Below are 23,538 nucleotides of genomic sequence, written 5' to 3' on the forward strand. Positions count from 1 at the left end.
AGGCCGCGAAGGGCGTCACCCCATGACCGACACACTGACGATCACTCGCACCAGGACTGACGAGTCCGCCACGCCGCAACCGGCCCGGCGCAAACGGCGCGACGCCCGCCCGCCGTGGGAGGAACCGCCGACGGTCGCAGGGGAGGCCGCGAAGGGCGTCACCCTGGGCGGGGTGCTGCTGGTCATGCTGGTGCCGCTGTGGATCATCATCGTCACCAGCCTGTCCACCCAGGGTGCGGTGAACCGCGCCGGTGGCCTCGTGATCTGGCCCGACGGCCTGACCCTCGACGCGTACCGGGTGATGCTCGAGGACGCGACCGTGCGCACCGCGTTGCTGGTGAGCCTCGGCATCACCGCGGTCGGCACGCTGGTGTCGATGGTGGTCTCGATCCTGTGCGCCTACGGCCTGTCCCGGTCGAGGTCGTTCGGCCACCGCTTCCTGCTGACGCTGCTGATCGTCACCATGTTCGTCAACGGCGGCCTGATCCCGACGTTCCTCGTCGTCACCGGGCTCGGCGGCTACGGGCAGTGGTGGGCGCTGATCCTGCCGAGCGCGGTGTCGGTGTTCAACATCCTCATCCTGCGCGCGTTCTACTCGAGCACCTCGGCCGACCTGATCGAGGCCGCGCGGATCGACGGCGCGGGGGAGTGGCGGATCCTGTGGTCCATCGTCCTGCCGACCTCGCGTGCCGTCACCGCCGTGATGGCGCTCTTCTACGGCGTCGGCTACTGGAACTCGTTCTTCAACGTGATGCTGTACCTGCCGACGGACAGCGAGAAATGGCCCTTGCAGTACGTGCTCTACACCTACGTCAGCCGGGGCAACGGGATGCCGGGCTCGGTCAACCAGGGCTTCGGCGACGCGCTCTCGCAGACCGCGCCGCTGTCGCTGCAGATGGCCGTGGTCGTGCTGACGCTCGTCCCCCTGCTCATCGTCTACCCGTTCGTGCAGAAGCACTTCCGCACGGGTGTCCTGACCGGCGCGATCAAGGGCTGAACCATGGTGACCATTGCCGACGTGGCGAGGCACGCGGGCGTGTCGTCCAGCACGGTCAGCTACGTGCTGAGCGGCAAGCGCGCGATCTCCGAGGAAACCCGGCTGCGGGTGCAGAGCTCGGTGCGGGAGCTCGGCTACCACCCCCACGCCGGCGCGCGGTCACTGGCGGCCCGGCGGTCGCACATCATCGCGCTGATGGTGCCGCTGCGCACGGACGTCTACGTGCCGGTGATGATGGAGATCGCCATCGCGGTGACCACGGCGGCCCGCCGGCACGGCTACGACGTCCTGCTGATCACCAACGACGAGGGACCGGACGGGGTCCGCCGGATCGCCGCCAGCGGCCTGGCCGACGGCGTGGTCCTGATGGACGTCGAGCTGGACGACGAGCGCATCCCGGTGCTGCGCGCCCAGGGCGTCCAGGCCGCGCTCATCGGCCTGGCCGACGACGTCCGCGGACTGTCCTGTGTGGACCACGACTTCGCCGCAGCCGGGGCGTTGTGCGCGGACCACCTCGCCAATCTCGGGCACCGCGAGGTCGCGTTCATCGGCTACGGCTCCGGCGTCTACCACCGGCACGCGGGCTACGCCGAGCGCACGATCGCGGGTTTCCGCGACCGGGCAGGGGACCGCGGCCTGCGTTTCCTGCACCGCACCTGCGAAGGGACGTACGAGAGCACCGCGGGAACGCTGGCGCGCGTCCTCGCGGACCGGCCTGCCACCACGGGTTTCGTGGTGCAGAACGAGGGCGCGATCGGCCCGTTGCTCAGCCTGCTGCGCACCAGCGGGCGGACCGTTCCCGAGGACGCCTCGGTGGTCGCGCTCTGCCAGGACCAGCTCGCCGAGCAGTTCGCGCCGCGGCTCACGGCGGTGACCGGGTCGGCGCAGGACCTCGGCAGGGTCGCGGTCGAGCAGATCATGCGCCGGCTCGCCGCGGTGAACGACGGCGGCCGGCCCACGGACGACCGGGTCCTGCTCACACCCGTCCTGACCGTGCGTGACAGCACAGGTCCAGCGCCGCACCTGCCTTGACCTCTCCGCACCTATGAACGCGAGGAGATCCCGCATGCCCCAGTACTTCCGAGACCTCGGCACCGCACTCGAATGGCGCGCCAGGGGTGAAACCCTCCGCGTCGAGGCCTGGGGCCCCGACGCCGTCCGCGTCCGCGCGACGCCCGCGGGCCCGTTGCTCGACGACCTCCCCGGCGCCCTGCTCGCCGCGCCACCGGACAGCGAGGTCGAGATCAAGGTCGCCGAGCACCACGCGACCCTCGTCACCGGCGGGCTGACCGTCCGGATCGACGCCGGCACCGAGGGCGGCCTGACCCCCGACCTGCCGTCGTCCGCGGGACTGCTGACGTTCAGCAGGACCGAGGACGGCACCGAGCTCCTGGCGGAGGAGCCCGCCCACTTCTGGTGGCCGGGACCGCGCCTCGCCACCGCGACCGGCAACGGCCACCACCGGCTGGAGCAGCGTTTCCGCGCCTACCGAGGAGAACGGCTTTACGGCCTCGGCCAGCACACCCACGGCATGCTGGACCAGAAGGGCGCGGTGATCGACCTCGTCCAGCGCAACGCCGAGGTCACCATCCCGTTGCTGGTCTCCGACCGAGGCTACGGCCTGCTGTGGAACTCGCCCGCCATCGGCAGGGTGGAGCTCGCGGAGACCGGCACCCGCTGGGTGTCCGACAGCGCCCGCCAGATCGACTACTGGATCACCGCGGGCGGTCCGGCCGACGTGCTGCGCCGCTATGCCGGCGTGACGGGCCACTCGCCGCAGCTGCCCGAGTGGGCCTCCGGTTTCTGGCAGTGCAAGCTGCGCTACCGCACTCAGGACGAGCTGCTCGAGGTCGCCCGCGAGTACAAAAGGCGCGGGCTGCCGTTGTCCGTGATCGTCTGCGACTTCTTCCACTGGACCCACCTGGGCGAGTGGCGCTTCGACCCCGCCGAGTGGCCCGATCCCGCGGCGATGGTCCGCGAGCTCGACGAGCTGGGCGTCAAGCTGATGGTCTCGGTCTGGCCGTCGGTGAGCCCGGCCAGTGAGAACTACCACCCGATGCTGAACCAGGGCCTCTTCGTCGGAACGGAGCTCGGCCCGATGGCGCACGCCGACTGGCCGGACAAGGGGCTCGGCGCCTACTCCGCCCAGGTCGCCTTCTACGACGCCACCAACCCGGAGGCACGCGAGTACGTCTGGGAACGCCTCCAGCGCGGGTACCACGACCTCGGCATCAAGGTGTTCTGGCTGGACGCCGGCGAACCCGAGCTCAAACCCGGCCACCAGTACAACCTGCGCTACCACGCGGGTCCCGGTCTTGAGGTCGGCAACCTCTACCCCCGCGAGAACGCCCGCACCGTTCACGACGGACTCCGCGCGGCGGGCGAGACCGAGATCATCTCGCTCAACCGCTCCTCGTGGGCGGGCGCGCAGCGGTACGGCGCCGCGCTGTGGTCCGGCGACATCGGCACGGACTTCGCCACGTTGCGGACGCAGATCAAGGCCGGGCTCAACGTCATGATGTCCGGCATCCCGTGGTGGACAACGGACATCGGCGGCTTCCACGGCGGTGATCCCGGCGATCCCGCGTACCGCGAGGTCCTCGTGCGCTGGTTCCAGTACGGCACTTTCTGCCCGCTGTTCCGGCTGCACGGTCACCGCGGCGCCGGGCAGGTGCTGGAGCCCAGCATGACCGGTCTGCCGAACGAGGTCTGGTCGTACGGCGACCAGGCCTACGAGATCCTCGCCGAGCACCTGCGTCTGCGGGAACGGTTGCGCCCCTACGTGATGGAGCAGATGCGCGCGACGTCCGAGACCGGGTTGCCGCCGATGCGGCCGCTGTTCCTCGAGTTCCCGGACGACCGGCAGGCGTGGCGGGTCGAGGACGCCTTCCTGCTCGGCCCGGACCTGCTCGTCGCCCCGGTGACCGAGGCGGGTGTCCGCGAACGTGAGGTGTACCTGCCCGCCGGTGCACGCTGGACCGATGCGTGGACCGGGCTGGAGCACGAGGGCGGGCAGAGTGTTCTGGCCGCCGCGCCGATCGAGCAGATCCCGTTGTTCCTGCGCGACGGCGCCCGCCTGCCGGTGCGGGACGAGTCGTGATCACGGAACGGCTGGGCGGCCTGGCGTTCGGCGGAGACTACAACCCCGAGCAGTGGGACGAGCGGGTGTGGAAGGAGGACGACGCGCTGATGCGGGAGGCCGGGGTCAACCTGGCCACGGTCGGCGTCTTCTCCTGGGCGTTGCTCGAACCGGAGGAGGGCCGTTACGACTTCGCGTGGCTCGACGCGCACTTGGATCGGTTGCACGCCAACGGTGTCCACGTCGATCTCGCCACGCCGACCGCCTCGCCGCCGCCGTGGTTCACGCTCGCGCACCCAGACGCCCTGCCGGTCACGCCCGGCGGCACCAGGCTGGTCCACGGCAGCCGCGACACCTACTGCCTCACCGCGCCCGCCTACCGCGCGGCGGCCCGGCGCATCGCCTCGGCGCTCGCGGAACGCTACGGCGACCACCCGGCCGTGGCGTTGTGGCACGTGCACAACGAGTACGTGACGTTGTGCTGGTGCGAGCACACCGCCGCGGCGTTCCGCGTCTGGCTGCGGGCGCGGCGCGGCTCGCTCGACGCGCTCAACGAGGCGTGGGGTACGGCGTTCTGGAGCCAGCGGTACACGGGCTGGGACCAGGTCCTGCCGCCGCGCGCGACCCAGTGGCACCGCAACCCCGGTCAGTCGCTGGACTTCAGCCGGTTCTTCTCCGACGAGGTGATCGCGGCCTACCGGGAGCAACGGGACGCGATCCGCGCGTTCAGCGACCGTCCCGTGACCACCAACCTGATGATGCCCCGCTACCAGAACGTCGACCTGTGGGCGCTCGGCCGCGAGGTCGACGTCGTGGCGATCGACCACTACCCGGACGCGCCGGGCCTCGACGCGGCCGCCGACGTCGCGTTCGCCGCGGACCGCGCCCGTTCGTTCGGCGGCGGCAGGCCGTGGCTGCTGATGGAACAGGGCACCAGCACCGTTTACGGCGGTGACCGGGTGCTCGCCAAGGAACCGGGGGAGATCCTGCGGCACTCGCTCGGCCACATCGCGCGCGGGTCGGAGGGAGCGCTGTTCTTCCAGTGGCGCCAGTCGAAAGCCGGTGCCGAGCAGTGGCATTCGGCGATGGTGCCGCACGCCGGACCGGACAGCCGCGTCTTCCGCGAGGTGAGGGCGACCGGTGCGGCCGTCGCCCGGCTGGCTGAGCTGGCGGGGTCGGCCGTCACGGCGCAGGTGGCCGTGCTGCACGACGCCGACGCCTGGTGGGCGCTGAACTCCGACGGCCTGCCCTCCGCGGAGCTCGACTACCACTCCGCGCTGCGCGGTGCCCACCGGGCGTTGTGGGACGCAGGGGTGGTCTCGGACTTCGCCCACCCGGAGGCGGACCTGGGCCGCTACCGGCTCGTGCTGGCCCCGGCGCTGTACCTGCTGTCCGACTCCGGCGCCGAGAACCTCCGCCGGTACGCCGTCAACGGTGGGACGTTGCTCGTGCAGCACTTCAGCGGAGTCGTCGACAGCCGCCTGCACGCGCGGCTCGGCGGATATCCCGCCGGTCCGCTGCGGGAGGCGCTCGGCATCCGGGTCGAGGAGCACCGGCCGTTGCGGCGGGACGAGCGGATCACGCTGTCCGACGGCTCGCACGGCACGGCCTGGAGCGAGTCGATCCGGCTGGAGGGCGCCGAGGCGGTCGCCACCTACACCCACGGCATGCTCGCCGGCTCTCCCGCGCTGACCCGGCACGGCACCGCCTGGTACCTGTCCACCCGCCCCGACGCCGCCGACTACGCGACCCTGGTCGCCGACCTGCTCGACTCGGCCGGTGTCCGCCCGGTGCTGCCGGGCCTGCCGCACGGCGTCGAAGCCGTGACCCGTCAGCTCGGAAAACGCCGCTGGCACTTCGTGCTCAACCACCGCGGCGACTCCGTGTCGCTGCCGGGGCCCGGCCACGACGTGCTCACGGGCGGGCCGGTGGAGGTGCTGCCACCTGGCGGGTGCGTCGTGCTGCGGGAGTAGAAGATCATCACGATGTCGTCGACGTCGTCGGCCCGTACGCCTCGCTGGGCACCGTCCGCTTCCACCGGTTCGAGTACCGCTTCTCTGATTGCGAGGGATCATGAACGGATCACGCAGGACAGCTCTCATCGCGGTCGTGGCCCTGGCCGTGACCATCGCGCCGGCGACGGCCGAGGCGGGTGTCCTGGACCGGGCGCACACCGCCGGCCGGGTTACCGAGGCCGGCCAGTACACCTGGCCCGGCGTCTACTTCGAAGGACGCTTTCGCGGCACCGGGATCGGGATCGTCCTCGACGACTCCGTGAACGACTACGACGTGGAGGTCGACGGGAGAACCGTCGCGACACTGGTGACGCCCGGCCGCACCACGTACTGGGTGCGCGGCCTGAGCAATGCCGTGCACCGGGTCCGGTTGGTCAAGCGGACCGAAAGCCCGGGGACCGCCGGGCAGTTCGGCGGGTTCGTGGCCGCGGCCGGCGGCGCGGTGCTCGCGAAACCCACTCCGCGCGCCCGGCAGGTCGAGTTCATCGGCGACTCCCTGACCGCGGGCTACGGCAACCTCTCGGCCACCCGCGACTGCTCCGCGAACGGCGGCGTCACCCGCAACACCAACACCGACCTGAGCTTCGGGGCGATCACCGCCCGCGCGCTGAACGCCGACTACCAGGTCAACGCGTTCTCCGGGCTGGGCATGGTGCGCAACTACAACGGCCACACCGCCGGCACCAGCTACCGCACCTACTACGACCGGGCGTTGCTGAACGTCGAGGGTGACGTGTGGCGCAACCCCGGCACCTGGCGGCCACAGCTGGTCGTCGTGGGACTGGGCACCAACGACTTCTCCACCGCGCTCAACCCCGGCGAGCAGTGGGCGACCCCCGATGACCTTGTCGCCGCGTACAAGGCGGCGTACCAGGGCTTTCTCGACAAGCTGCGGTTCAGGTACGGCACGCGCACGACGATCGTGGTGGGCGTCCCGGAGGGTGCGGGAAGGCTCGCCGACGCCGCCCGGCAGGTCGTGCACGAGCGCAACGACCGCCGGGTCGTCCACTGGAACTACGACGACCCGGCGCTCGACCGGCTCGGGTGCGACTGGCACTTCTCGGCGCGTGACCACCGGCTGATCGCGGGGAAGCTCGGCGACTACCTCGCCACGCTTCCCCTGCGGTGGTGACCGGCTACTTCGGGTCGAGCACGAACACCGGGATCTGCCGGTCGGTCTTCACCTGGTACTCGGCGTAGTTGGGGAACGCCGCGACGGCTCGGTCCCACCACTCGGCCCGCTCGGCGCCGTCGACCACGCGGGCGGTGTACTCCCGCACCGCGGTCCCGTCCTGCAGGACGATCTCCGGGTGGGCCACGATGTTGTGGTACCAGGTGGGGTGCCCTGACGAGCCGCCGTTGGACGCCACCACCGCGTAGCTGCCGTCGTGCTCCACGCGCATGACCGGGGTGTAGCGCAGCTTGCCGCTCTTCGCGCCCCGCACGGTCAGGAGCACGATCGGCCTGCCCAGCACCAGGACACCCTCGGTCGTGCCCTTTTCCAGGATCGTCTTCGTCTGGTTCTGAACCCACTCGGTAGGGCTGAGGTGCACGTCTGCCATGTCACGATCAACAATTCCGCCGCCGGTCGCATTCCCCGGCGGCGGACTCGTCTCACCGCCGGACCATGGTCCGCTGCACCGCGATGAAGACCAGCAGCAGCACGCCGATCACGATCTTGGTCCACCACGAGCTCAGCGTGCCCTGGAACGAGATCAGCGTCTGGATCGTGCCGAGCACCAGCACCCCGGCCAGCCCGCCGAGCACGTACCCGACGCCACCCGCCAGCAGTGTGCCGCCGATCACGACGGCCGCGATGGCGTCGAGCTCCATGCCGACGGCGTGCAGGCCGTAGCCGGACAGCATGTAGAGGCTGAACAGGAGACCGGCCAGCGACGAGCAGAGGCCGCTGATCACGTAGACACCGACCTTGACGCGGCCGGTCGGCAGCCCCATCAGCAGCGCGGACGACTCGTTGCCGCCCACCGCGTAGACCGTGCGGCCGAAGCGCGTACGGTGCAGGACGTACATCGCCGCCGCGACGACCAGCAGCGCGATCACGACGTTGTAGGTGATCGTCACGCCACCGGGCAGCTCGATCGCGGCGGTGGCGACGTCGCGGAACGTCTTGTCCTTGATGGACACCGACTCGACGCTGATCAGGAAGCACAGGCCACGGGCGAGGAACATGCCGGCGAGCGTGACGATGAACGGCTGGATGTCGAACCGGTGGATCACCAGGCCCATCAGCAGGCCCAGGGTGGCGCCGATCAGCAGCACGGCGACCACGACCAGCGGCACCGGCCACCCGGCTTTGAGGCCCGAGGCCGTGACCATCGTGGACAGTGCGAGCACCGAGCCGACGGACAGGTCGATGCCACCGCTGAGGATCACGAACGTCATGCCGGCGGCGAGCACGATCAGGAACGCGTTGTCGATGAACAGGTTCGCGATCACCTGACCGGACGCGAACCCCTCGTACCGCGCCGAGCCGACGCCGAACGCGAGGACGAACAGCGCGACGGTCGCGAAGACGGGCAGGAACCGCGACGGAACCCGTTGGGCGAGCGTGGTCATGACGAGACGGCCACCTTCCGGAAGCTCAGTGCGGCACGGGCCTTCGGTGCCTGGACCAGGCACACGGCGATGACGACGACGGCCTTGAACACCAGCGTCACCTCCGGAGCGACGCCGATCGTGTAGACGGTGGTGGTGAGGGTCTGGATGATCAGCGCGCCGAGCAGCGTGCCGGTGAGCGAGTAACGCCCGCCGGCGAGCGAGGTGCCGCCGATGACGACGGCGAGGATCGCGTCCATCTCGATCCACAGCCCGGCGTTGTTGGCGTCGGCCGCGCTGACGTTGGAACTGATCATCAGCCCGGCGATGCCCGCGCACACCGCGGCGAACACGTAGACGGTCCAGATGATCGTGCGGGACCGCACCCCGGCCAGCCGCGACGCCTCGGGGTTCACCCCGACGGCCTCGATCAGCATGCCCAGCGCGGTCCGCCGGGTCACGAACGCCACCAGCCCCAGCACGAGCAGGCTGATCAGAATCGAGACCGGCAGGACCACGAACCCGGCGCCGACCTGCTTGAAGGCGTCGTTGTTGACCGTGACGATCTGCCCCTCGGTCACGAGCATGGCCACGCCACGTCCCGCGGTCATCAGCACCAGGGTCGCGATGATCGGCTGGATGCCCAGCCCCGCAACGAGGAACCCGTTCCACAGCCCCAGCACCGCGCACAGCACGAGCGCGATCGCCATGCCCGCCAACGCCGTGCCGGCGCCACCGGACGTTCCGATGTGGACACACGTCACCGCGCCCGCGATCGCCGCCACCGCGCCGACCGAGAGGTCGATGCCGCGGGTGGCGATCACCAGCGTCATGCCCAGCGCGATCAGCAGGGTCGGCGCGCCGTTCTTCAGCACGTCGACCAGGCCGCCGTAGAGGTGGCCGTCCTGCATGCGCAACGCGAAGAACGACGGCGTCACGATCAGGTTGAGCAGCAACAGGGCCGCGAGCGCTAGGAGCGGCCAGAGCAGCCGGTTCTTCACGACACCACCTTCTTTGGTGTGGTCTTGCCGCGGTGGGTGGCGGCGGTGTGGTGGGTGGCGGTGTCGGACCGGGACCGGCCGGTGTGGTTGGCGTGGGTGAAGGACCGGCCGGTGTGGGTGGTGGCCGGCCCGGCCGGATGCTCAGCGACGCCGGCTCGTCCGGTGTGGTGCGTGCCGGTGGCGGTCACCCCAGGTCGGTGCGTCAAGACACCACCTTCTCCGGCTCCGGCGCGGCCCCGCCCGCGATCAGTTCGACCACCTCGTCCACGCCGGTCACCGCCCCGTCCAGCTCGGCGATCTTGCGCCGGTCCCGCAGCACGACGATCCGGTCCGCGATCCGCACGACCTCCTCCAGTTCGGCCGAGATGAACAGCACCGCGGTGCCCTCGGCGGCCAGGGAGGTGACGAGCTGCTGGATCTGCGCCTTCGCGCCGATGTCGATGCCGCGGGTCGGCTCGTCCAGGATCAGCAGCCGAGGTTCGGTGACGAGCCAGCGCGCGAGCAGGACCTTCTGCTGGTTGCCGCCGGACAGGGTGCGCACCAGCGCGTCCGGGTTTGCCGGGCGGATGTCCAGCGCCTTCAGGTACTTCTCGACCAGGTGGTCCTTGGTCCTGCGCGGCAGCGGGCGGGTCCAGCCGCGGGCCGCCTGCATCGCGAGGACCAGGTTGTCGCGGATCGAGAGGTCGGCGACGAGGCCCTCGCCCTTGCGGTCCTCGGAGCTGAACGCGATGCCCGCCGCGATCGCCGAACGCGGGCCGCGCAGGCGCAGCGGCGCGCCGTCCACGAGCAGCCGGCCCGAGTCCGCGCGGTCGGCGCCGAAGAGCAGGCGGGCGAGTTCGGTGCGGCCCGATCCGAGCAGGCCGGCGAGGCCGACGACCTCGCCCGCCCTGATCTCCAGGTCGAACGGTTCGATGGCGCCTCGCCTGCCGAGCCCGGAAGCGTGCACCAGCACCGGGCCGCCCGGCTGGCGCTTCTCCGCCGCGTCCTCGATCGCCTCCAGCGCGCCGAGGTCGCGGCCGATCATCTGCGCGATGAGCGTGCGCCGGTCGACGTCCGCGGTGAGGTGCTCGCCGACGAGCGTTCCGTTGCGCAGTACCGTCATCCGGTCGGAGACCTCGTAGACCTGGTCGAGGAAGTGCGACACGAACAGGATCGCCACGCCCTCGTCGCGCAGCACGCGCATGATCCGGAACAGCTCCGCGACCTCGCCCGCGTCCAGGCTGGACGTCGGTTCGTCCAGCACGAGCACGCGGCAGTCGACCGCGATCGCGCGCGCGATGGCGACCAGCTGCTGCACCGCGATCGGGTGCTCGCCGAGGCTCGACGCCGGGTCGATGTGCACGCCGATGCGCGCGAGCACCTCGGCGGCGCGCCTCCTCATCGCCGGGAAGTCGATGCCGCCCAGGCGACGGGGTTCCCGGCCCAGCAGGATGTTCTCCGCGACCGTGAGGTTCGCGCAGAGGTTGACCTCCTGGTACACCGTGCTGATCCCGGCGTGCTGGGCCTCGCCGGGGGAGGAGAACGCCACGTCGTCGCCGGCCAGCACGACCTGCCCGCTGTCGGGGCGGTGCACCCCGGTCAGCGTCTTGATCAGAGTGGACTTGCCGGCGCCGTTCTCGCCCATCAGGGCGTGCACCTCACCGGGGAACAGCCGGAAGTCGACGTCCTGCAACGCCTTCACGCCGGGAAACGCGAGGCTGATGCCCCGCATCTCGACGACAGGTGGCGGTGACTCGGTCATGGGCTCTGGCTTTCGTCGCTTGGGGCCGTGGACCCGTCACCCGGATGCGCCGGGGTGACGGGCCCACGGTGCTCGTGGGGGCTCCTGCGGGAAACGGGCTCAGTACTGGCGCTGCGGGAGCGCGGCCTTGGCCTGCTCCTGGGTGAACGTGCCCTCCTCGGTCACGACCCGCGCCGGAACCTCCTCGCCGGCCACGACCTTCTTGGCGAGCTCCATCAACTGCTTGCCCAGCAACGGGTTGCACTCGACGATGAAGTTGATCTCGCCGTTGGCCAGCGCCTGCATGCCGTCCTTCACCGCGTCGACGGTGATGATCTTGATGTCCTTGCCGGGCACCTTGCCGGCGGCCTTGATCGCCTCGATCGCGCCCAGACCCATGTCGTCGTTGTGCGCGTAGACGACGTCGATGTCCGGCTGGGACTTGAGGAACGCCTCCATGACCTGCTTGCCGCCGGACCGCGTGAAGTCACCGGTTTGCGAGGCGACGACCTTGATGTCCGGCTTGGACGCGATCTTCTCCTCGAAGCCCTTCTTGCGGTCGATCGCCGGCGCCGCGCCGGTCGTGCCCTGCAGCTCGACCACGTTCGTGGGCCCGGACGCGTTGGCGACCAGCCAGTCGCCCGCCCTGCGGCCCTCCTCGACGAAGTCGGAGCCGAGGAACGTCTTGTACAGCGACGTGTCCTCGGAGTCGATCGACCGGTCGGTGAGGATCACCGGGATGTTGGCGCGCTTGGCTTCCAGCAGCACGGTGTCCCAGCCGGTCTCGACGACCGGGCTGAACGCGATCACCGACACCTTCTGCTGGATGTAGGACCGGATCGCCTTGATCTGGTTCTCCTGCTTCTGCTGCGCGTCGGAGAACTTCAGCTCGATCCCGGCCGCCTTGGCCTCGTCCTGGATCGATTTGGTGTTGGCGGTGCGCCAGCCACTCTCGGCGCCGACCTGGGCGAAGCCCATCGTGATGGTGTCGCCGCCGGACGAGCCGGTGCCCCCACCACCTCCTGAGCCGCACGCGGTGAGCGCGCTCAGCAGGACCACGCTGGCGGCTGTCGTGATCTTCTTCAGCACTGGGATTCCTCCGGGGTGACGACGGTGTCGCGGAGCTCGACCGCGTGTCCGCGGTTGTCAGGTGGCCAAGAGTGAACGCTCACAACTGCTTGCGTCAAGGTCTTGCCCGTAACGAGTTCGCAGCCCTATGTTAACGCTCACTTCCGAGCGAGGGAGGAAATTCCGTGCCACGCAAGCACGTCCTCATGTGTGCCGCTCTCGCGGCGAGCCTCCTGGTCGCCGTCCCCGGTTCGGGGGCGGCGGCCGACACCGACTACACGCTCAAAATCGACACCGCGAAGAAGGGGCCGTCGATCGACGACTCCATGTACGGCGTCTTCTTCGAGGACATCAACCGGGCCGCCGACGGTGGCCTGTACGCCGAGCTCGTGCAGAACCGTTCGTTCGAGTACGACCCGGCGGACAACGCGAGCTACACGGGCCTGACCTCGTGGGCGCCGCACAGTGGCACGCTCGACGTCGCCGACGACGACGGCCGCATGAACGAGCGCAACCGCCGTTACCTGAAGCTGGGCCTGCCCGCCGGAATCATCAACTCCGGCTACAACAGCGGCATCGCGGTGAAGGACGGCCAGCGCTACGACTTCTCCGTCTGGGCGCGCACCGACCAGGCGAGCGCCCCGCTCACCGCCACGGTCACCGACCCCGCCGGAACCCCGCTGGGCGACCCGGTGCGGATCGAGGTCCGCGGCGACGGCTGGACCCGCTACACCGGCACCGTCCGCGCGCAGAGGTCCTCGACGACCGGCAGGTTGCTGGTGACCGGTGGTGGCACCGGCACCCTCCGCCTCGACATGGTCTCGCTGATGCCGCGGGACACCTTCAAGGGCCACGGCCTGCGTCGCGACCTCGCCGAGAAGATCGCGGCGCTCAAGCCCGGCTTCGTCCGGTTCCCCGGCGGTTGCCTCGTCAACACCGGCAGCCACTACGGCTACGACGCGCCGAACTTCGAACGCCGTCGCTCGTACCAGTGGAAGGACACCATCGGACCGGTCGAGCAGCGCGCGACCAACTGGAACTTCTGGGGCTACAACCAGTCCTACGGCCTCGGCTACTACGAGTACTTCCAGTTCTCCGAGGACATCGGCGCCATGCCGCTGCCCGTCGTGCCCGCGCTGGTCACCGGCTGCGGCCAGAACCGCGCCACGAACGACCCCGCGCTGCTGCAACGGCACATCCAGGACACGCTCGACCTGGTCGAGTTCGCCACCGGCCCCGCCGACTCCACCTGGGGCCGCAAGCGCGCCGAAATGGGCCACCCCAAGCCGTTCCAGCTCACCCACCTCGCGGTCGGCAACGAGGAGAACCTGCCCGACGAGTTCATGGCCCGCTTCACGCAGTTCCGCGACGCCATCAACGCGAAGTACCCGGACATCACCGTCGTCAGCAACTCCGGCCCGGACGACACGGGCGGCACGTTCGACCGCCTGTGGCAGCTCAACAAGCAGGCCGGCGTGAAGATGATCGACGAGCACTACTACAACAGCCCGGCGTGGTTCCTGGAGAACAACAACCGCTACGACTCGTACGACCGCAACGGTCCGAAGGTGTTCCTCGGTGAGTACGCCTCGCAGGACAACAAGTTCTACAACGCGCTGAGCGAAGCCGCGTTCATGACCGGCCTCGAACGCAACGCCGACGTCGTGAAGCTCGCCTCCTACGCACCGTTGCTGGCCAACGAGGACTACGTCCAGTGGCGGCCGGACATGATCTGGTTCAACAACCACGCGTCGTGGGGCTCGGCGAGCTACGAGATGCAGAAGCTCTTCATGACCAACGTGGGCGACCACGTCGTGCCGAGCACCGCCTCCGGCACGCCGTCGACCCAGGCGCCCATCACGGGTGCGATCGGGCTCTCGACTTGGGCGACCGCCGCGACCTACGACGACGTGAAGGTCACCAGCGCGTCCGGTCAGGCGTTGTTCAGCGACGATTTCTCCGGCACCGACGCGCAGTGGACCAAGTCCGGCCGTGGCGCGTGGAACGTCGTGAACGGCGCCTACGTCCAGTCCGACGCGGCCGCGGAGGACACGCTCGTCACGGCAGGGGACAAGACCTGGCGCGACTACACGCTGAACGTTAAGGCCACCAAGCAGTCCGGGCGTGAGGGCTTCCTCGTCGCGTTCGGCGTGCAGGACACCGGGAACTACTACTGGTGGAACCTCGGCGGCTGGAACAACACCCAGTCCGCGGTGGAGAAGGCCGTCGGCGGAGCCAAGAGCACGCTGATGACCAACGGCACCACCATCGAGACCGGTCGCACCTACGACGTGCGCGTCGAGGTCCGCGGACGCCACGTCGCGCTGTTCCTCGACGGCCAGAAGTGGGGCGAGTTCACCGACGACAAGCTCGCCGAGCCGTTCCGTCAGGTCGTCACCCGCGACCTCGCCACCGGTGAGCTGATCGTCAAGGTGGTCAACGCCCAGGACAACGCCGCCCGCACGCGCATCGACCTCGGCGTCCCGGTGGCGTCGACGGCACGGGCGACCGTCCTGCAGGGCCGGCCCGGCGACATGAACACCGAGTTCGCCCAGCCGATCCGCCCCCGTTCCGAACAGGTCCGGGTGGCGAGCAGTTTCACGCACACGTTCCCGCCGAACTCCGTCACGTTCCTCCGGATCAGGAGCCGCTCGTGATCAACCGACGATCCCTGCTGCGCACGGGCGGCGTCCTCGCCGCGACCGGAGCGCTCGCGTCCGCCGCGCCCTCGGCCGCCACCGCCGCCGAACCCGACGCGGAACTGCCGGCCCGCAACCCGCTCGTCGAGCAGCGCGCCGACCCGTTCATCACGCCGCCGACCGACGGCATGTACTACCTGACCGGGTCGGTGCCCGAGTACGACCGCGTCGTCATCCGCGGTGCGTCCACTCTGGACGGTCTGTCCGCCGCCCGTGAGCGCACCATCTGGCGGCGGCCAGCCTCGGGCAAGATGGGCGGCTACATCTGGGCGCCGGAGCTGCACCGCATCGACGGCAAGTGGTACGTCTATTTCGCCGCGGGCGACAAGGACGAACCGTTCCGCATCCGCACCTACGTGCTGGAGTCACCGAACGCCGACCCGCGCGAGGGTGGCTGGGTGTTGCGCGGGCAGATGGTGACGGCGTGGGACACGTTCACGCTGGACGCGACCACGTTCGCGCACCGCGGCAAGCGCTACTTCCTGTGGGCGCAGAGCGAGCCCGGCATCGCCACGAACTCGAACCTCTACATCGCGGAGATGGCCTCACCGCTCGCCTTGAAGACGGCGCCGGTGCGGATCGCGACGCCCACGCTGTCGTGGGAGGTGCAGGGCTTCAAGGTGAACGAGGGCCCCGCGGTGCTCGTCCGCAACGGCCGTGTGTTCGTGACGTACTCCGCGAGCGCCACCGACGCCCGTTACTGCATGGGGCTGCTCACCGCCGACGAGAACGCGAACCTCCTGGACGCGCGGTCGTGGACGAAGTCGCCGAACCCGGTGTTCGCGACACACGTGCCGACGTCGCAGTACGGGCCGGGGCACAACTCGTTCACCACGGTCGGTTCCACCGACGTGCTCGTCTATCACGCCCGTGACTACCGTGACATCACTGGTGACCCGTTGTTCGACCCGAACCGGCACACCCGCGTGCAGCGGTTGCACTGGAACGCGGACGGCACGCCTTCGTTCGGCGTGCCCGTGGGGCGCGGCGGACCGATCGTGCGGCTGTCGCCTTTGGATGCGCCCTCGCTGGTGGTGCGGCACTACGAGTACGGCCTGCGTGTCGACGGCAACGTCCGCGAGCTCGGCGACACGCAGTTCCGCTTCGTGCCGGGGTTTCTCGGTTCCGGCACCGTCGCGCTGCAGTCGGTGAACTTCCCGGACCGGTACGTGCGGGTGGACGGCGATTCGTTCCGGATCGACCCGTTCGAGGACACGGACGCGTACGGCCGTGCGGCGAGTTTTGTTCGTGTGGCGGGACTCGCGGACAGCAGCGCGGTGTCACTCCGTGTGGGCGCGGACAGGTATGTGGCCCACGACAACGGTCGTGTCGTGTTGTCCAAACCAGGCAACGACCGCGACGCGCGCCGACGTGCCACATTCCGCCTCGAATGAGTGGACAATGGACGCACTGCATCGATGCCGCGAGGTGTTATCGCTAACATCTTCGGCGCAGATCTAGGATCGGAGACCGCTAGTGGACAAGACCTCGCGTGACCCCGCGATGACCGATGTCGCACGACTCGCCGGGGTGTCGCACCAGACGGTCTCGCGTGTGCTGAACAACCACCCGAACGTCCGCGAGCAGACCAGGCTGCGGGTGCAGGCGGCCATCAAGGAGCTCGACTACCGGCCGAACCGGGCCGCGCGTGCGCTCGTCACGGGCAAAACGCAGCTCATCGGTGTGGTTGCGCAGAACTCGACGCTCTACGGCCCGGCCTCGCTGCTGTCCGCCTTCGAGGAGGCGGCGGGCGAGGCCGGGTTCGCGGTCAGCGTCGGCAGGGTGAACGTGCTCGACCGCGACTCCATCTCCGCGGCCGTCGAACGCCACCGCGACCAGCGCGTGGCCGGCATCGTCGTGATCGCGCCGAACTCCTCGGCGGCCGACGCGCTGGCCGACGTGCCGGCCGTCGTGCCGCTGGTGACCGTCGACGGCGACCCGGACCGCGCGACGCCGCTGGTCACCGTCGACCAGGCGGCGGGAGCGTTCGCCGCCACCACGCACCTGCTCGCCGCCGGTCACCAGACGGTGTGGCACGTCGCCGGTCCCGCCGACTGGTTCGACGCGGCGGGCCGGGCACAGGGCTGGCGCCGCGCGCTGGAGGCGGCCGGTGCCGAGGTGCCGCCGGTCGTGACGGCGGACTGGAGCGCGGCGTCCGGCTACCGGGCCGGGCAGATGCTGGCGAGGATGCCCGAGGTCACCGCCGTGTTCTGCTCGAACGACCACCTCGCCCTCGGCCTGCTGCGGGCGATGAGCGAGCGCGGCAGGCGGGTGCCGCACGACGTGAGCGTCGCGGGCTTCGACGACGTGCCCGAGGCCGCGTACTTCATCCCGCCGCTCACCACCGTGCGCCCGGACTTCGCCGCGGTGGCGCGCGAGACGCTCGGCCTGCTGCTGGAGCAGGTCAGCGACGGCGAGACCACCCGGCCGCGGCGGACGATCGCGCCCACGCTGGTGCAGCGGGAAAGCGTGGCGCCGCCGCCGCAGTAGGGGCGGTGATGCGGTAGAGCATCGGCCCGCGTGCGCACAGCGCCCGGTGGCCGCGCGCCGGAGTCCCGCTGCGCTGCCGCGTGGGCGCCCAGGTTCCTGAGTGGATGGGCGGGACGGCGGCGCACCGCTGCGCCGTGGCTGGCGTACGCGGGGTCCCCCCGTGCCTGACCTGGACGGTGGCGAAGCTTTCGGCCGGCAGCCGGGCTCGGTTGCGGCGCCCAGGTTCCGGCCGGTCGCGGGTCGGGTCGTTTGTCGTGCGCTCACCCTCCATCCCATTTCCACCACTCGCAGGGAAATCACGATGTCCCGGACGCATCTTGACTCGCGGAATGTTAGCGATAACACTCAGCTCGTGACTGACATGACGATCGATCCCGACGCGTGCGTGGTGGGTGTCGACTTCGGCACGCTGTCCGGCCGCGCCGTGGTCGTGCGCGTCCGCGACGGAGCCGAGCTCGGCACCGCTGTGCACGACTACCGCCACGGTGTGGTGGACCAGGTGCTGCCCGCGACCGGCCGGCCGTTGCCGCCGGAGTGGGCGCTGCAGGTCCCGGCCGACTACCTCGACGTCCTGCGCACCGCCGTCCCGCAGGCCGTCGAGGCGGCCGGGATCTCCGCGGAGCAGGTCATCGGCATCGGGACCGACTTCACCGCCTGCACGATGGTGCCGGTCACCGCGGACGGCACGCCGTTGTGCGAGCTGCCGGAGTTCGCGGAGAACCCGCACGCCTACATCAAGCTCTGGCGCCACCACGCCGCCCAGTCGCAGGCCGACCGGATCAACGAGCTGGCCCGGCGGCGCAAGGAGCCGTGGCTCGCGCGCTACGGCGGGCTGATCTCCTCGGAGTGGGAGTTCGCCAAGGGCCTGCAGGTGCTGGAGGAGGCGCCCGAGGTCTACGCGGCGATGGCGCACTGGGTCGAGGCCGCGGACTGGATCGTCTGGCAGCTCACCGGAACCTACACGCGCAACGCCTGCACCGCCGGCTACAAGGGCATCCACCAGGACGGCGCGTACCCGAGCGAGGAGTTCCTCGCGGACCTCAACCCCGGGTTCGCCACCTTCGTCGCCGACAAGCTCGACCACCCGCTGTCCGCGCTGGGCGACCGGGCCGGCGAGCTGACCGAGGAGGCCGCGAAGTGGACCGGCCTGCCGCAGGGCATCGCGGTCTCGGTCGGCAACGTCGACGCCCATGTCACCGCGCCCGCCGCGCAGGCCGTCGGGCCTGGGCAGATGGTCGCCATCATGGGCACCTCGACGTGTCACGTGATGAGCGGCGACGTGCTGCGCGACGTGCCGGGCATGTGCGGCGTCGTCGACGGCGGCATCGTGCCGGGGCTGTGGGGGTACGAGGCCGGGCAGAGCGGCGTCGGCGACATCTTCGCGTGGTTCCTGCGCAACCAGGTGCCGCCCGCCTACCACGAGCAGGCGAGCGAACGCGGCATCACCGTGCACGAGCTGCTGTCGGAGCTGGCGGCACGGCAGGAGGTCGGCGAGCACGGGCTCGTCGCGCTGGACTGGCACAGCGGCAACAGGTCCGTGCTGGTCGACCACGAGCTGTCCGGGGTGGTCGTCGGCCAGACGCTCGCCACCAGGGCCGAGGACGTCTACCGCGCGCTGCTGGAGGCCACGGCGTTCGGCACGCGGGTCATCATCGACACCTTCACCGACGCGGGCGTGCCGGTGACCGAGCTCGTGATCGCCGGTGGCCTCACGAAGAACCCGCTGCTGATGCAGATCTACGCCGACGTCGTGAACCTGCCGCTGTCGGTGATCGGCTCGGCGCAGGGCCCGGCGCTCGGCTCCGCGATGCACGCGGCGGTGGCCGCGGGCGCCCACGCCGACATCCGCGCGGCGGCAGCCGCGATGGGGTCCGTGCGGCGCAACGTCTTCACGCCCGTTCCGGAGAACGTCGAGGCGTACGAACGGCTCTTCCTCGACTACCTGGAGCTGCACGACTACTTCGGCCGCGGCGCCAACGACGTCATGCACCGGCTCCGCGGTTACCGCCGCGCCGCCCTGGAAAGGAAGAGCTGATGTCCGCCACGGCAGAACTGCGCCGCACGGTCGCCGAGCTGCACCGCGAGCTGACCCGCTACGAACTGGTGAGCTGGACGGCGGGCAACGTCTCGGCGCGGGTGCCTGACCAGGACCTGATGGTGATCAAGCCGTCCGGAGTCTCCTACGACGAGCTGGGCCCGCACGCGATGGTCGTGACCGACCTGCACGGCACCCTCGTCGAGGGTGAGCTTGCACCGTCCTCCGACACCGCGGCACACGCCTACGTGTACCGGCACATGCCCGATGTGGGCGGTGTCGTACACACACATTCCCCTTACGCGACAGCGTGGGCGGCGCGCGGCGAGCCCATCCCGTGTGTGCTCACGATGATCGCGGACGAGTTCGGCGGTGACGTCCCGGTCGGTCCGTTCGCGTTGATCGGTGACGACTCGATCGGCAAGGGGATCGTGGAAACCCTCAGCACCAGCAGGTCGAAGGCCGTGCTGATGCGCAACCACGGCCCGTTCACCGTCGGTGGCACCGCCCTCGCGGCCGTGAAGGCCGCGGTGCTGCTGGAAGACGTCGCCCGCACCGTCCACTTCGCACTCCAGCTCGGCAGGCCGGACGTGATCGAGCAGCAGCACGTCGACCGGCTCTACGAGCGCTACCAGAACGTTTACGGCCAGTGAGCCCAGAAGGAGAGCACATGGTGGACAAGCCCCAGATCTGGTTCCTCACCGGCAGCCAGCACCTCTACGGCGCTGAGACGCTCGACCAGGTCGCGGCCCAGTCCCAGCAGATCCGGCGGATGCTCACCGACTCCGGCCGGATCAGCGCGGAGATCGTGTGGAAGCCGGTGCTGACCGACTCCAGCGCCATCCGCTCGGTCATGCAGGAGGCGAACAACGACCCGTCGTGCGTCGGCGTGATCGCCTGGATGCACACCTTCTCGCCCGCGAAGATGTGGATCACCGGGCTGGACCTGCTGCGCAAACCGTTGCTGCACCTGCACACCCAGCTCAACGAGGCGCTGCCGTGGTCCACCATCGACATGGACTTCATGAACCTCAACCAGGCCGCGCACGGCGACCGCGAGTTCGCCTACGTGCAGACCAGGATCGGGGTGGCGCGCAAGACGGTAGCCGGGCACGCGAGCGACCCCGTGGTGGCCGAGCGGATCGACGGCTGGGCCCGTGCCGCCGCCGGTCTCGCGTACCTGCGCTCGTTGCGGCTGGCGCGGTTCGGCGACAACATGCGCGACGTCGCGGTGACCGAGGGGGACAAGGTCGAGGCGGAGCTGCGGTTCGGTGTCTCGGTCAACACCTATGGCGTCAACGACCTGGTGGCCGTGGTGGACGCGGTGCCCGACGCCGGCATCGACCTGCTCGTCGCCGACTACGCCGAGACCTATCGGCTCAGTCCGGAGCTGGCGCGCGGGCGAGAGCGGCACGACTCGCTGCGCTACGCCGCCCGCATCGAGATCGGCCTGCGGTCCTTTCTGGACGATGGCGGGTTCGGCGCGTTCACCACGAACTTCCAGGACCTCGGCGGGCTGCGGCAGCTACCGGGCCTTGCCGTGCAACGCCTGATGGCGGACGGTTACGGCTTCGGCGGCGAGGGCGACTGGAAGACCTCGGCCCTGCTCGCCGCTGTCAAGGCGATGGGCGCCGGAACGGGCCGCGGCACGTCGTTCATGGAGGACTACACCTACCACTTCGGGCCGGGCGAGCCGAAGATCCTCGGCGCGCACATGCTGGAGGTCTGCCCGACGATCGCCGCGGCGCAGCCGTCCTGCGAGATCCACCCGCTGGGCATCGGTGACCGGGAGGACCCGGTGCGGCTGGTGTTCGACGCGGCGTCCGGACCCGCCGTGGTGGTCGGCCTGGCCGACATGGGCGACCGGTTCCGCCTGGTGGCCAACGAGGTCACGGTGGTCCCGCCGGACGAGCCGCTGCCAAAGCTGCCGGTCGCACGGGCCGTGTGGCAACCGGCGCCGTCGCTCTCGACGTCCGCGGAGTGCTGGCTCACCGCGGGCGGACCGCACCACACGGTGATGACGCAGGCCGTCGGAGCCGGGGTGCTGCGGGACTTCGCGCAGATGGCCGCGACGGAGCTAATGCTGATCGACTCCGCGACGACCCCCGAGTCGTTCGCCGACCGGCTGCGCTGGAACGCCGCCTACCACCGCCTGGCGTCGGGGATCAACTGACGGGCGTGGAACTCGGCCAGCTGCCGCCACGTCGCGACGGGGTTGGAGTACATCGGCAGGTGCCCGCTGTGAGGGATCTCGGCGAGCTCCACCCCGTTCGCGTCCAGCAGTGGCAGGTAGGAGAGGCCGGCGCACTGTTCGCCGTAGAGGTACATCTTCGGGCAGGGCAGTGACAGGAACTTCTCCAGCAGCTTGCCGTGGTCGGCGAGCTCGACCATCGAACGGAAGAGGGTGGGCACGGCACCGCGGCGGACCTTGTTCGGCAGGTTCGCCGCGAACAGGCCACTGCCGTAACAGGACGAGTCGCGGCTGCGTTCGGCCAGCCCGAGGAGGAAGCCGGCCGGATCGCGGTGGGTCAGCGCCTCCCGGCTCAGCACGCAGTCCTCGGGCGCGAGAACGCCCTTGATGTTCACGAAGCTCAGCACCCGCCCCGGTTCCGCGTGCGCCAGCAGGAGAGCCGTGAGCGCGCCGGTCGAATGCCCGACGACGTGGAACCGGCCGATTCCCGCGCGCTCGAGCACCGCGTGGGCGGTGTCCGCCAGGAACGGCACGTCGACCTCCCCGAGATCGGCGCACTCCGTCGCGCCGCCACCAGGTGCGTCGTAGGCGAGGAACGGGCGACCGGCGAAGTCGTGCCGATGGGTGACGTCGAGGTAGTCCTCCTTGCTCGTGCCGAACCCGTGCAGGAAGAGGACGGGGGCGTCGACGCCTTCCCTGCGCACCGACGCGACCCTCACGTTGACGCCGCGGACGCGGAGCGGGACCTGCTCGTGGACGACTCTGTCTGCCGATGGCATGCGGTTCCCCGGTTCCTCGCAGGTGCGGCTGCGGACCGTGAGCATGCCAGCAGCTGTGAACGCTCACAAGTAGTTGAACCGTTCACTTTCCCGGTCCGTATTCCCCTTGTGCCGGCACAAAACGTCCCCTAGTCGTGAGGTTCGAACATGTCGAGAGCGCATGCACGACCACAACGGAGCAAGCGGGTGCTCGTCGCCGGAGTCGCTGTCGCCGCGACGCTGACCGCGGTGACCGCGGCCGTCGCCTTCGCCGGTGGGGAGACCGGGACGCAGCCGATCGCGTGCCCACGACCGGTCGTGCCGGCCGTGCCCGCCGCGGCGCAGGCCGAGGTGCAGCGGGAGCTCGCCAACCTGGACCGGCAGCTCGCCGAGGCGAACGAACGGCTGCGTACGTCGGCCGGTGAGGGCGGGCCTAACTTCGTGCAGAACGCCATTCTCGGTCCGCTGGCGAGCAAGCGGGTCGCGGCGCTGAACCGCATCGAGACCGCCATCGGCCGGGTCGTCGAGAAACCCGAAGGCCTGGAACGGTTCGCCACCTGCGGACTCGGCCAGCCGCCCGCCGTCTCGGCGCCACCGGCCGTTTCCACCACGTCGCCGGCAAGCGGTCAGGCTGCTGGTCGGACCATCGCCTGCCCGCTCCCGGAGGTGCCGAACGTCCCCGCGGCCGCGCGCACCGAGGTCGACCGCGAGCTCGCGAACCTGGGCAAGCAGCTGGCGGAGGCGAACGAACGGCTGCGCACCTCGGCGGGACAGGGCGGGCCGAACTTCGTGCAGAACGCGATCCTCGGTCCGCTGGCGAGCAAGCGGGTCGCGGCGCTGAACCGCATCGAGACCGCCATCGGCCGGGTCGCCGAGAAACCCGAAGGTCTGGAACGCTTCGCCACCTGCTCGCTCGAGTAACCCTCCTC

General features: G+C 70.2%; 19 protein-coding genes. 12 read left to right on the plus strand and 7 right to left on the minus strand.

Annotated elements, in window-relative coordinates:
* The first annotated feature begins 22 nt into the window (after nt 1-22).
* From ACRSBM_RS12745 to ACRSBM_RS12765, 5 genes are all read left to right on the plus strand, one after another.
* Entirely contained in the window at nt 23-997 is a 975-nt protein-coding gene (locus tag ACRSBM_RS12745) for a carbohydrate ABC transporter permease (protein ID WP_434443185.1), read from the plus strand.
* 3 nt (nt 998-1,000) lie between these two features.
* Nucleotides 1,001-2,029, plus strand: coding sequence for a LacI family DNA-binding transcriptional regulator (locus ACRSBM_RS12750; RefSeq protein ID WP_434443186.1), 1,029 nt, complete (start codon nt 1,001-1,003; stop codon nt 2,027-2,029).
* 34 nt (nt 2,030-2,063) lie between these two features.
* Entirely contained in the window at nt 2,064-4,097 is a 2,034-nt protein-coding gene (locus tag ACRSBM_RS12755; protein ID WP_434443188.1) for a TIM-barrel domain-containing protein, read from the plus strand.
* Nucleotides 4,094-6,049 carry a beta-galactosidase gene (locus ACRSBM_RS12760; RefSeq protein ID WP_434443190.1) on the plus strand — a complete coding sequence of 652 codons (1,956 nt, stop codon included), beginning with the start codon at nt 4,094-4,096 and terminating at the stop codon, nt 6,047-6,049. Before ACRSBM_RS12755 ends, ACRSBM_RS12760 begins: the two co-directional genes overlap by 4 nt.
* A gap of 100 nt (nt 6,050-6,149) precedes the next feature.
* Nucleotides 6,150-7,223: an SGNH/GDSL hydrolase family protein gene (locus tag ACRSBM_RS12765; protein WP_434443191.1), complete on the plus strand. Its 1,074-nt coding sequence runs from the start codon at nt 6,150-6,152 to the stop codon at nt 7,221-7,223.
* 4 nt (nt 7,224-7,227) lie between these two features.
* Here ACRSBM_RS12765 and ACRSBM_RS12770 read toward each other — a convergent pair whose 3' ends face one another.
* From ACRSBM_RS12770 to ACRSBM_RS12795, 6 genes are all read right to left on the minus strand, one after another.
* Nucleotides 7,228-7,653 carry a nitroreductase family deazaflavin-dependent oxidoreductase gene (locus tag ACRSBM_RS12770; protein ID WP_434443193.1) on the minus strand — a complete coding sequence of 142 codons (426 nt, stop codon included), beginning with the start codon at nt 7,651-7,653 and terminating at the stop codon, nt 7,228-7,230.
* 52 nt (nt 7,654-7,705) lie between these two features.
* Nucleotides 7,706-8,668 carry a galactofuranose ABC transporter, permease protein YjfF gene (gene yjfF / locus ACRSBM_RS12775; RefSeq protein WP_434443195.1) on the minus strand — a complete coding sequence of 321 codons (963 nt, stop codon included), beginning with the start codon at nt 8,666-8,668 and terminating at the stop codon, nt 7,706-7,708.
* The gene (locus ACRSBM_RS12780) at nt 8,665-9,648 is read right to left on the minus strand and encodes an ABC transporter permease (protein ID WP_434443197.1); all 984 of its coding nucleotides are present in this window, start codon (nt 9,646-9,648) and stop codon (nt 8,665-8,667) included. Before ACRSBM_RS12780 ends, yjfF begins: the two co-directional genes overlap by 4 nt.
* Nucleotides 9,645-9,854 carry a hypothetical protein gene (locus ACRSBM_RS12785; RefSeq protein WP_434443199.1) on the minus strand — a complete coding sequence of 70 codons (210 nt, stop codon included), beginning with the start codon at nt 9,852-9,854 and terminating at the stop codon, nt 9,645-9,647. Before ACRSBM_RS12785 ends, ACRSBM_RS12780 begins: the two co-directional genes overlap by 4 nt.
* Nucleotides 9,851-11,389, minus strand: coding sequence for a sugar ABC transporter ATP-binding protein (locus ACRSBM_RS12790; protein ID WP_434443200.1), 1,539 nt, complete (start codon nt 11,387-11,389; stop codon nt 9,851-9,853). The genes ACRSBM_RS12785 and ACRSBM_RS12790 overlap by 4 nt, the downstream gene beginning before the upstream one ends.
* A 99-nt stretch (nt 11,390-11,488) precedes the next feature.
* Complete coding sequence (locus tag ACRSBM_RS12795) at nt 11,489-12,457, minus strand: ABC transporter substrate-binding protein (protein ID WP_434443202.1); 969 nt, start codon at nt 12,455-12,457, stop codon at nt 11,489-11,491.
* A gap of 164 nt (nt 12,458-12,621) precedes the next feature.
* Between ACRSBM_RS12795 and ACRSBM_RS12800 the strand changes: the two genes are divergently transcribed.
* The 6 genes from ACRSBM_RS12800 (at nt 12,622) to araA (ending at nt 21,833) form a co-directional block, all read left to right on the plus strand.
* The gene (locus ACRSBM_RS12800; protein WP_434443204.1) at nt 12,622-15,093 is read left to right on the plus strand and encodes an alpha-L-arabinofuranosidase C-terminal domain-containing protein; all 2,472 of its coding nucleotides are present in this window, start codon (nt 12,622-12,624) and stop codon (nt 15,091-15,093) included.
* Entirely contained in the window at nt 15,090-16,529 is a 1,440-nt protein-coding gene (locus ACRSBM_RS12805) for a family 43 glycosylhydrolase (protein ID WP_434443205.1), read from the plus strand. Before ACRSBM_RS12800 ends, ACRSBM_RS12805 begins: the two co-directional genes overlap by 4 nt.
* A 109-nt stretch (nt 16,530-16,638) precedes the next feature.
* Complete coding sequence (locus ACRSBM_RS12810; protein WP_434453064.1) at nt 16,639-17,625, plus strand: LacI family DNA-binding transcriptional regulator; 987 nt, start codon at nt 16,639-16,641, stop codon at nt 17,623-17,625.
* A gap of 361 nt (nt 17,626-17,986) precedes the next feature.
* Nucleotides 17,987-19,660 carry a ribulokinase gene (gene araB, locus ACRSBM_RS12815; RefSeq protein ID WP_434453065.1) on the plus strand — a complete coding sequence of 558 codons (1,674 nt, stop codon included), beginning with the start codon at nt 17,987-17,989 and terminating at the stop codon, nt 19,658-19,660.
* Nucleotides 19,660-20,313, plus strand: coding sequence for an L-ribulose-5-phosphate 4-epimerase (locus tag ACRSBM_RS12820; RefSeq protein ID WP_434443207.1), 654 nt, complete (start codon nt 19,660-19,662; stop codon nt 20,311-20,313). The genes araB and ACRSBM_RS12820 overlap by 1 nt, the downstream gene beginning before the upstream one ends.
* A 17-nt stretch (nt 20,314-20,330) precedes the next feature.
* A complete protein-coding gene (gene araA / locus ACRSBM_RS12825; RefSeq protein WP_434443209.1) occupies nt 20,331-21,833 on the plus strand; it encodes an L-arabinose isomerase in 1,503 nt (500 codons plus the stop codon).
* Here araA and ACRSBM_RS12830 read toward each other — a convergent pair.
* Nucleotides 21,803-22,630, minus strand: a complete 828-nt coding sequence (locus ACRSBM_RS12830; protein ID WP_434443211.1) for an alpha/beta fold hydrolase — start codon at nt 22,628-22,630, stop codon at nt 21,803-21,805. The genes araA and ACRSBM_RS12830 overlap by 31 nt on opposite strands.
* Before the next feature lie 186 nt (nt 22,631-22,816).
* On the opposite strand from ACRSBM_RS12830, the gene ACRSBM_RS12835 reads away from it, so the two are divergent.
* Nucleotides 22,817-23,530, plus strand: coding sequence for a hypothetical protein (locus tag ACRSBM_RS12835; RefSeq protein WP_434443212.1), 714 nt, complete (start codon nt 22,817-22,819; stop codon nt 23,528-23,530).
* Nucleotides 23,531-23,538: the final 8 nt, after the last annotated feature.

Source organism: Lentzea xerophila, from assembly GCF_051094245.1.
In the GTDB taxonomy this organism is placed as follows: Bacteria; Actinomycetota; Actinomycetes; order Mycobacteriales; family Pseudonocardiaceae; genus Lentzea; species Lentzea xerophila.

What these genes read in the sequence shown, in the direction of transcription:
- ACRSBM_RS12745 (WP_434443185.1), top strand. Translation starts at nt 23, where the DNA reads ATGACCGACACACTGACGATCACTCGCACCAGGACTGACGAGTCCGCC.
- ACRSBM_RS12750 (WP_434443186.1), top strand. Translation starts at nt 1,001, where the DNA reads ATGGTGACCATTGCCGACGTGGCGAGGCACGCGGGCGTGTCGTCCAGC.
- ACRSBM_RS12755 (WP_434443188.1), top strand. Translation starts at nt 2,064, where the DNA reads ATGCCCCAGTACTTCCGAGACCTCGGCACCGCACTCGAATGGCGCGCC.
- ACRSBM_RS12765 (WP_434443191.1), top strand. Translation starts at nt 6,150, where the DNA reads ATGAACGGATCACGCAGGACAGCTCTCATCGCGGTCGTGGCCCTGGCC.
- ACRSBM_RS12770 (WP_434443193.1), bottom strand. Translation starts at nt 7,653, where the DNA reads ATGGCAGACGTGCACCTCAGCCCTACCGAGTGGGTTCAGAACCAGACG.
- yjfF (WP_434443195.1), bottom strand. Translation starts at nt 8,668, where the DNA reads ATGACCACGCTCGCCCAACGGGTTCCGTCGCGGTTCCTGCCCGTCTTC.
- ACRSBM_RS12790 (WP_434443200.1), bottom strand. Translation starts at nt 11,389, where the DNA reads ATGACCGAGTCACCGCCACCTGTCGTCGAGATGCGGGGCATCAGCCTC.
- ACRSBM_RS12810 (WP_434453064.1), top strand. Translation starts at nt 16,639, where the DNA reads ATGACCGATGTCGCACGACTCGCCGGGGTGTCGCACCAGACGGTCTCG.
- araB (WP_434453065.1), top strand. Translation starts at nt 17,987, where the DNA reads ATGACGATCGATCCCGACGCGTGCGTGGTGGGTGTCGACTTCGGCACG.
- ACRSBM_RS12820 (WP_434443207.1), top strand. Translation starts at nt 19,660, where the DNA reads ATGTCCGCCACGGCAGAACTGCGCCGCACGGTCGCCGAGCTGCACCGC.
- araA (WP_434443209.1), top strand. Translation starts at nt 20,331, where the DNA reads ATGGTGGACAAGCCCCAGATCTGGTTCCTCACCGGCAGCCAGCACCTC.
- ACRSBM_RS12830 (WP_434443211.1), bottom strand. Translation starts at nt 22,630, where the DNA reads ATGCCATCGGCAGACAGAGTCGTCCACGAGCAGGTCCCGCTCCGCGTC.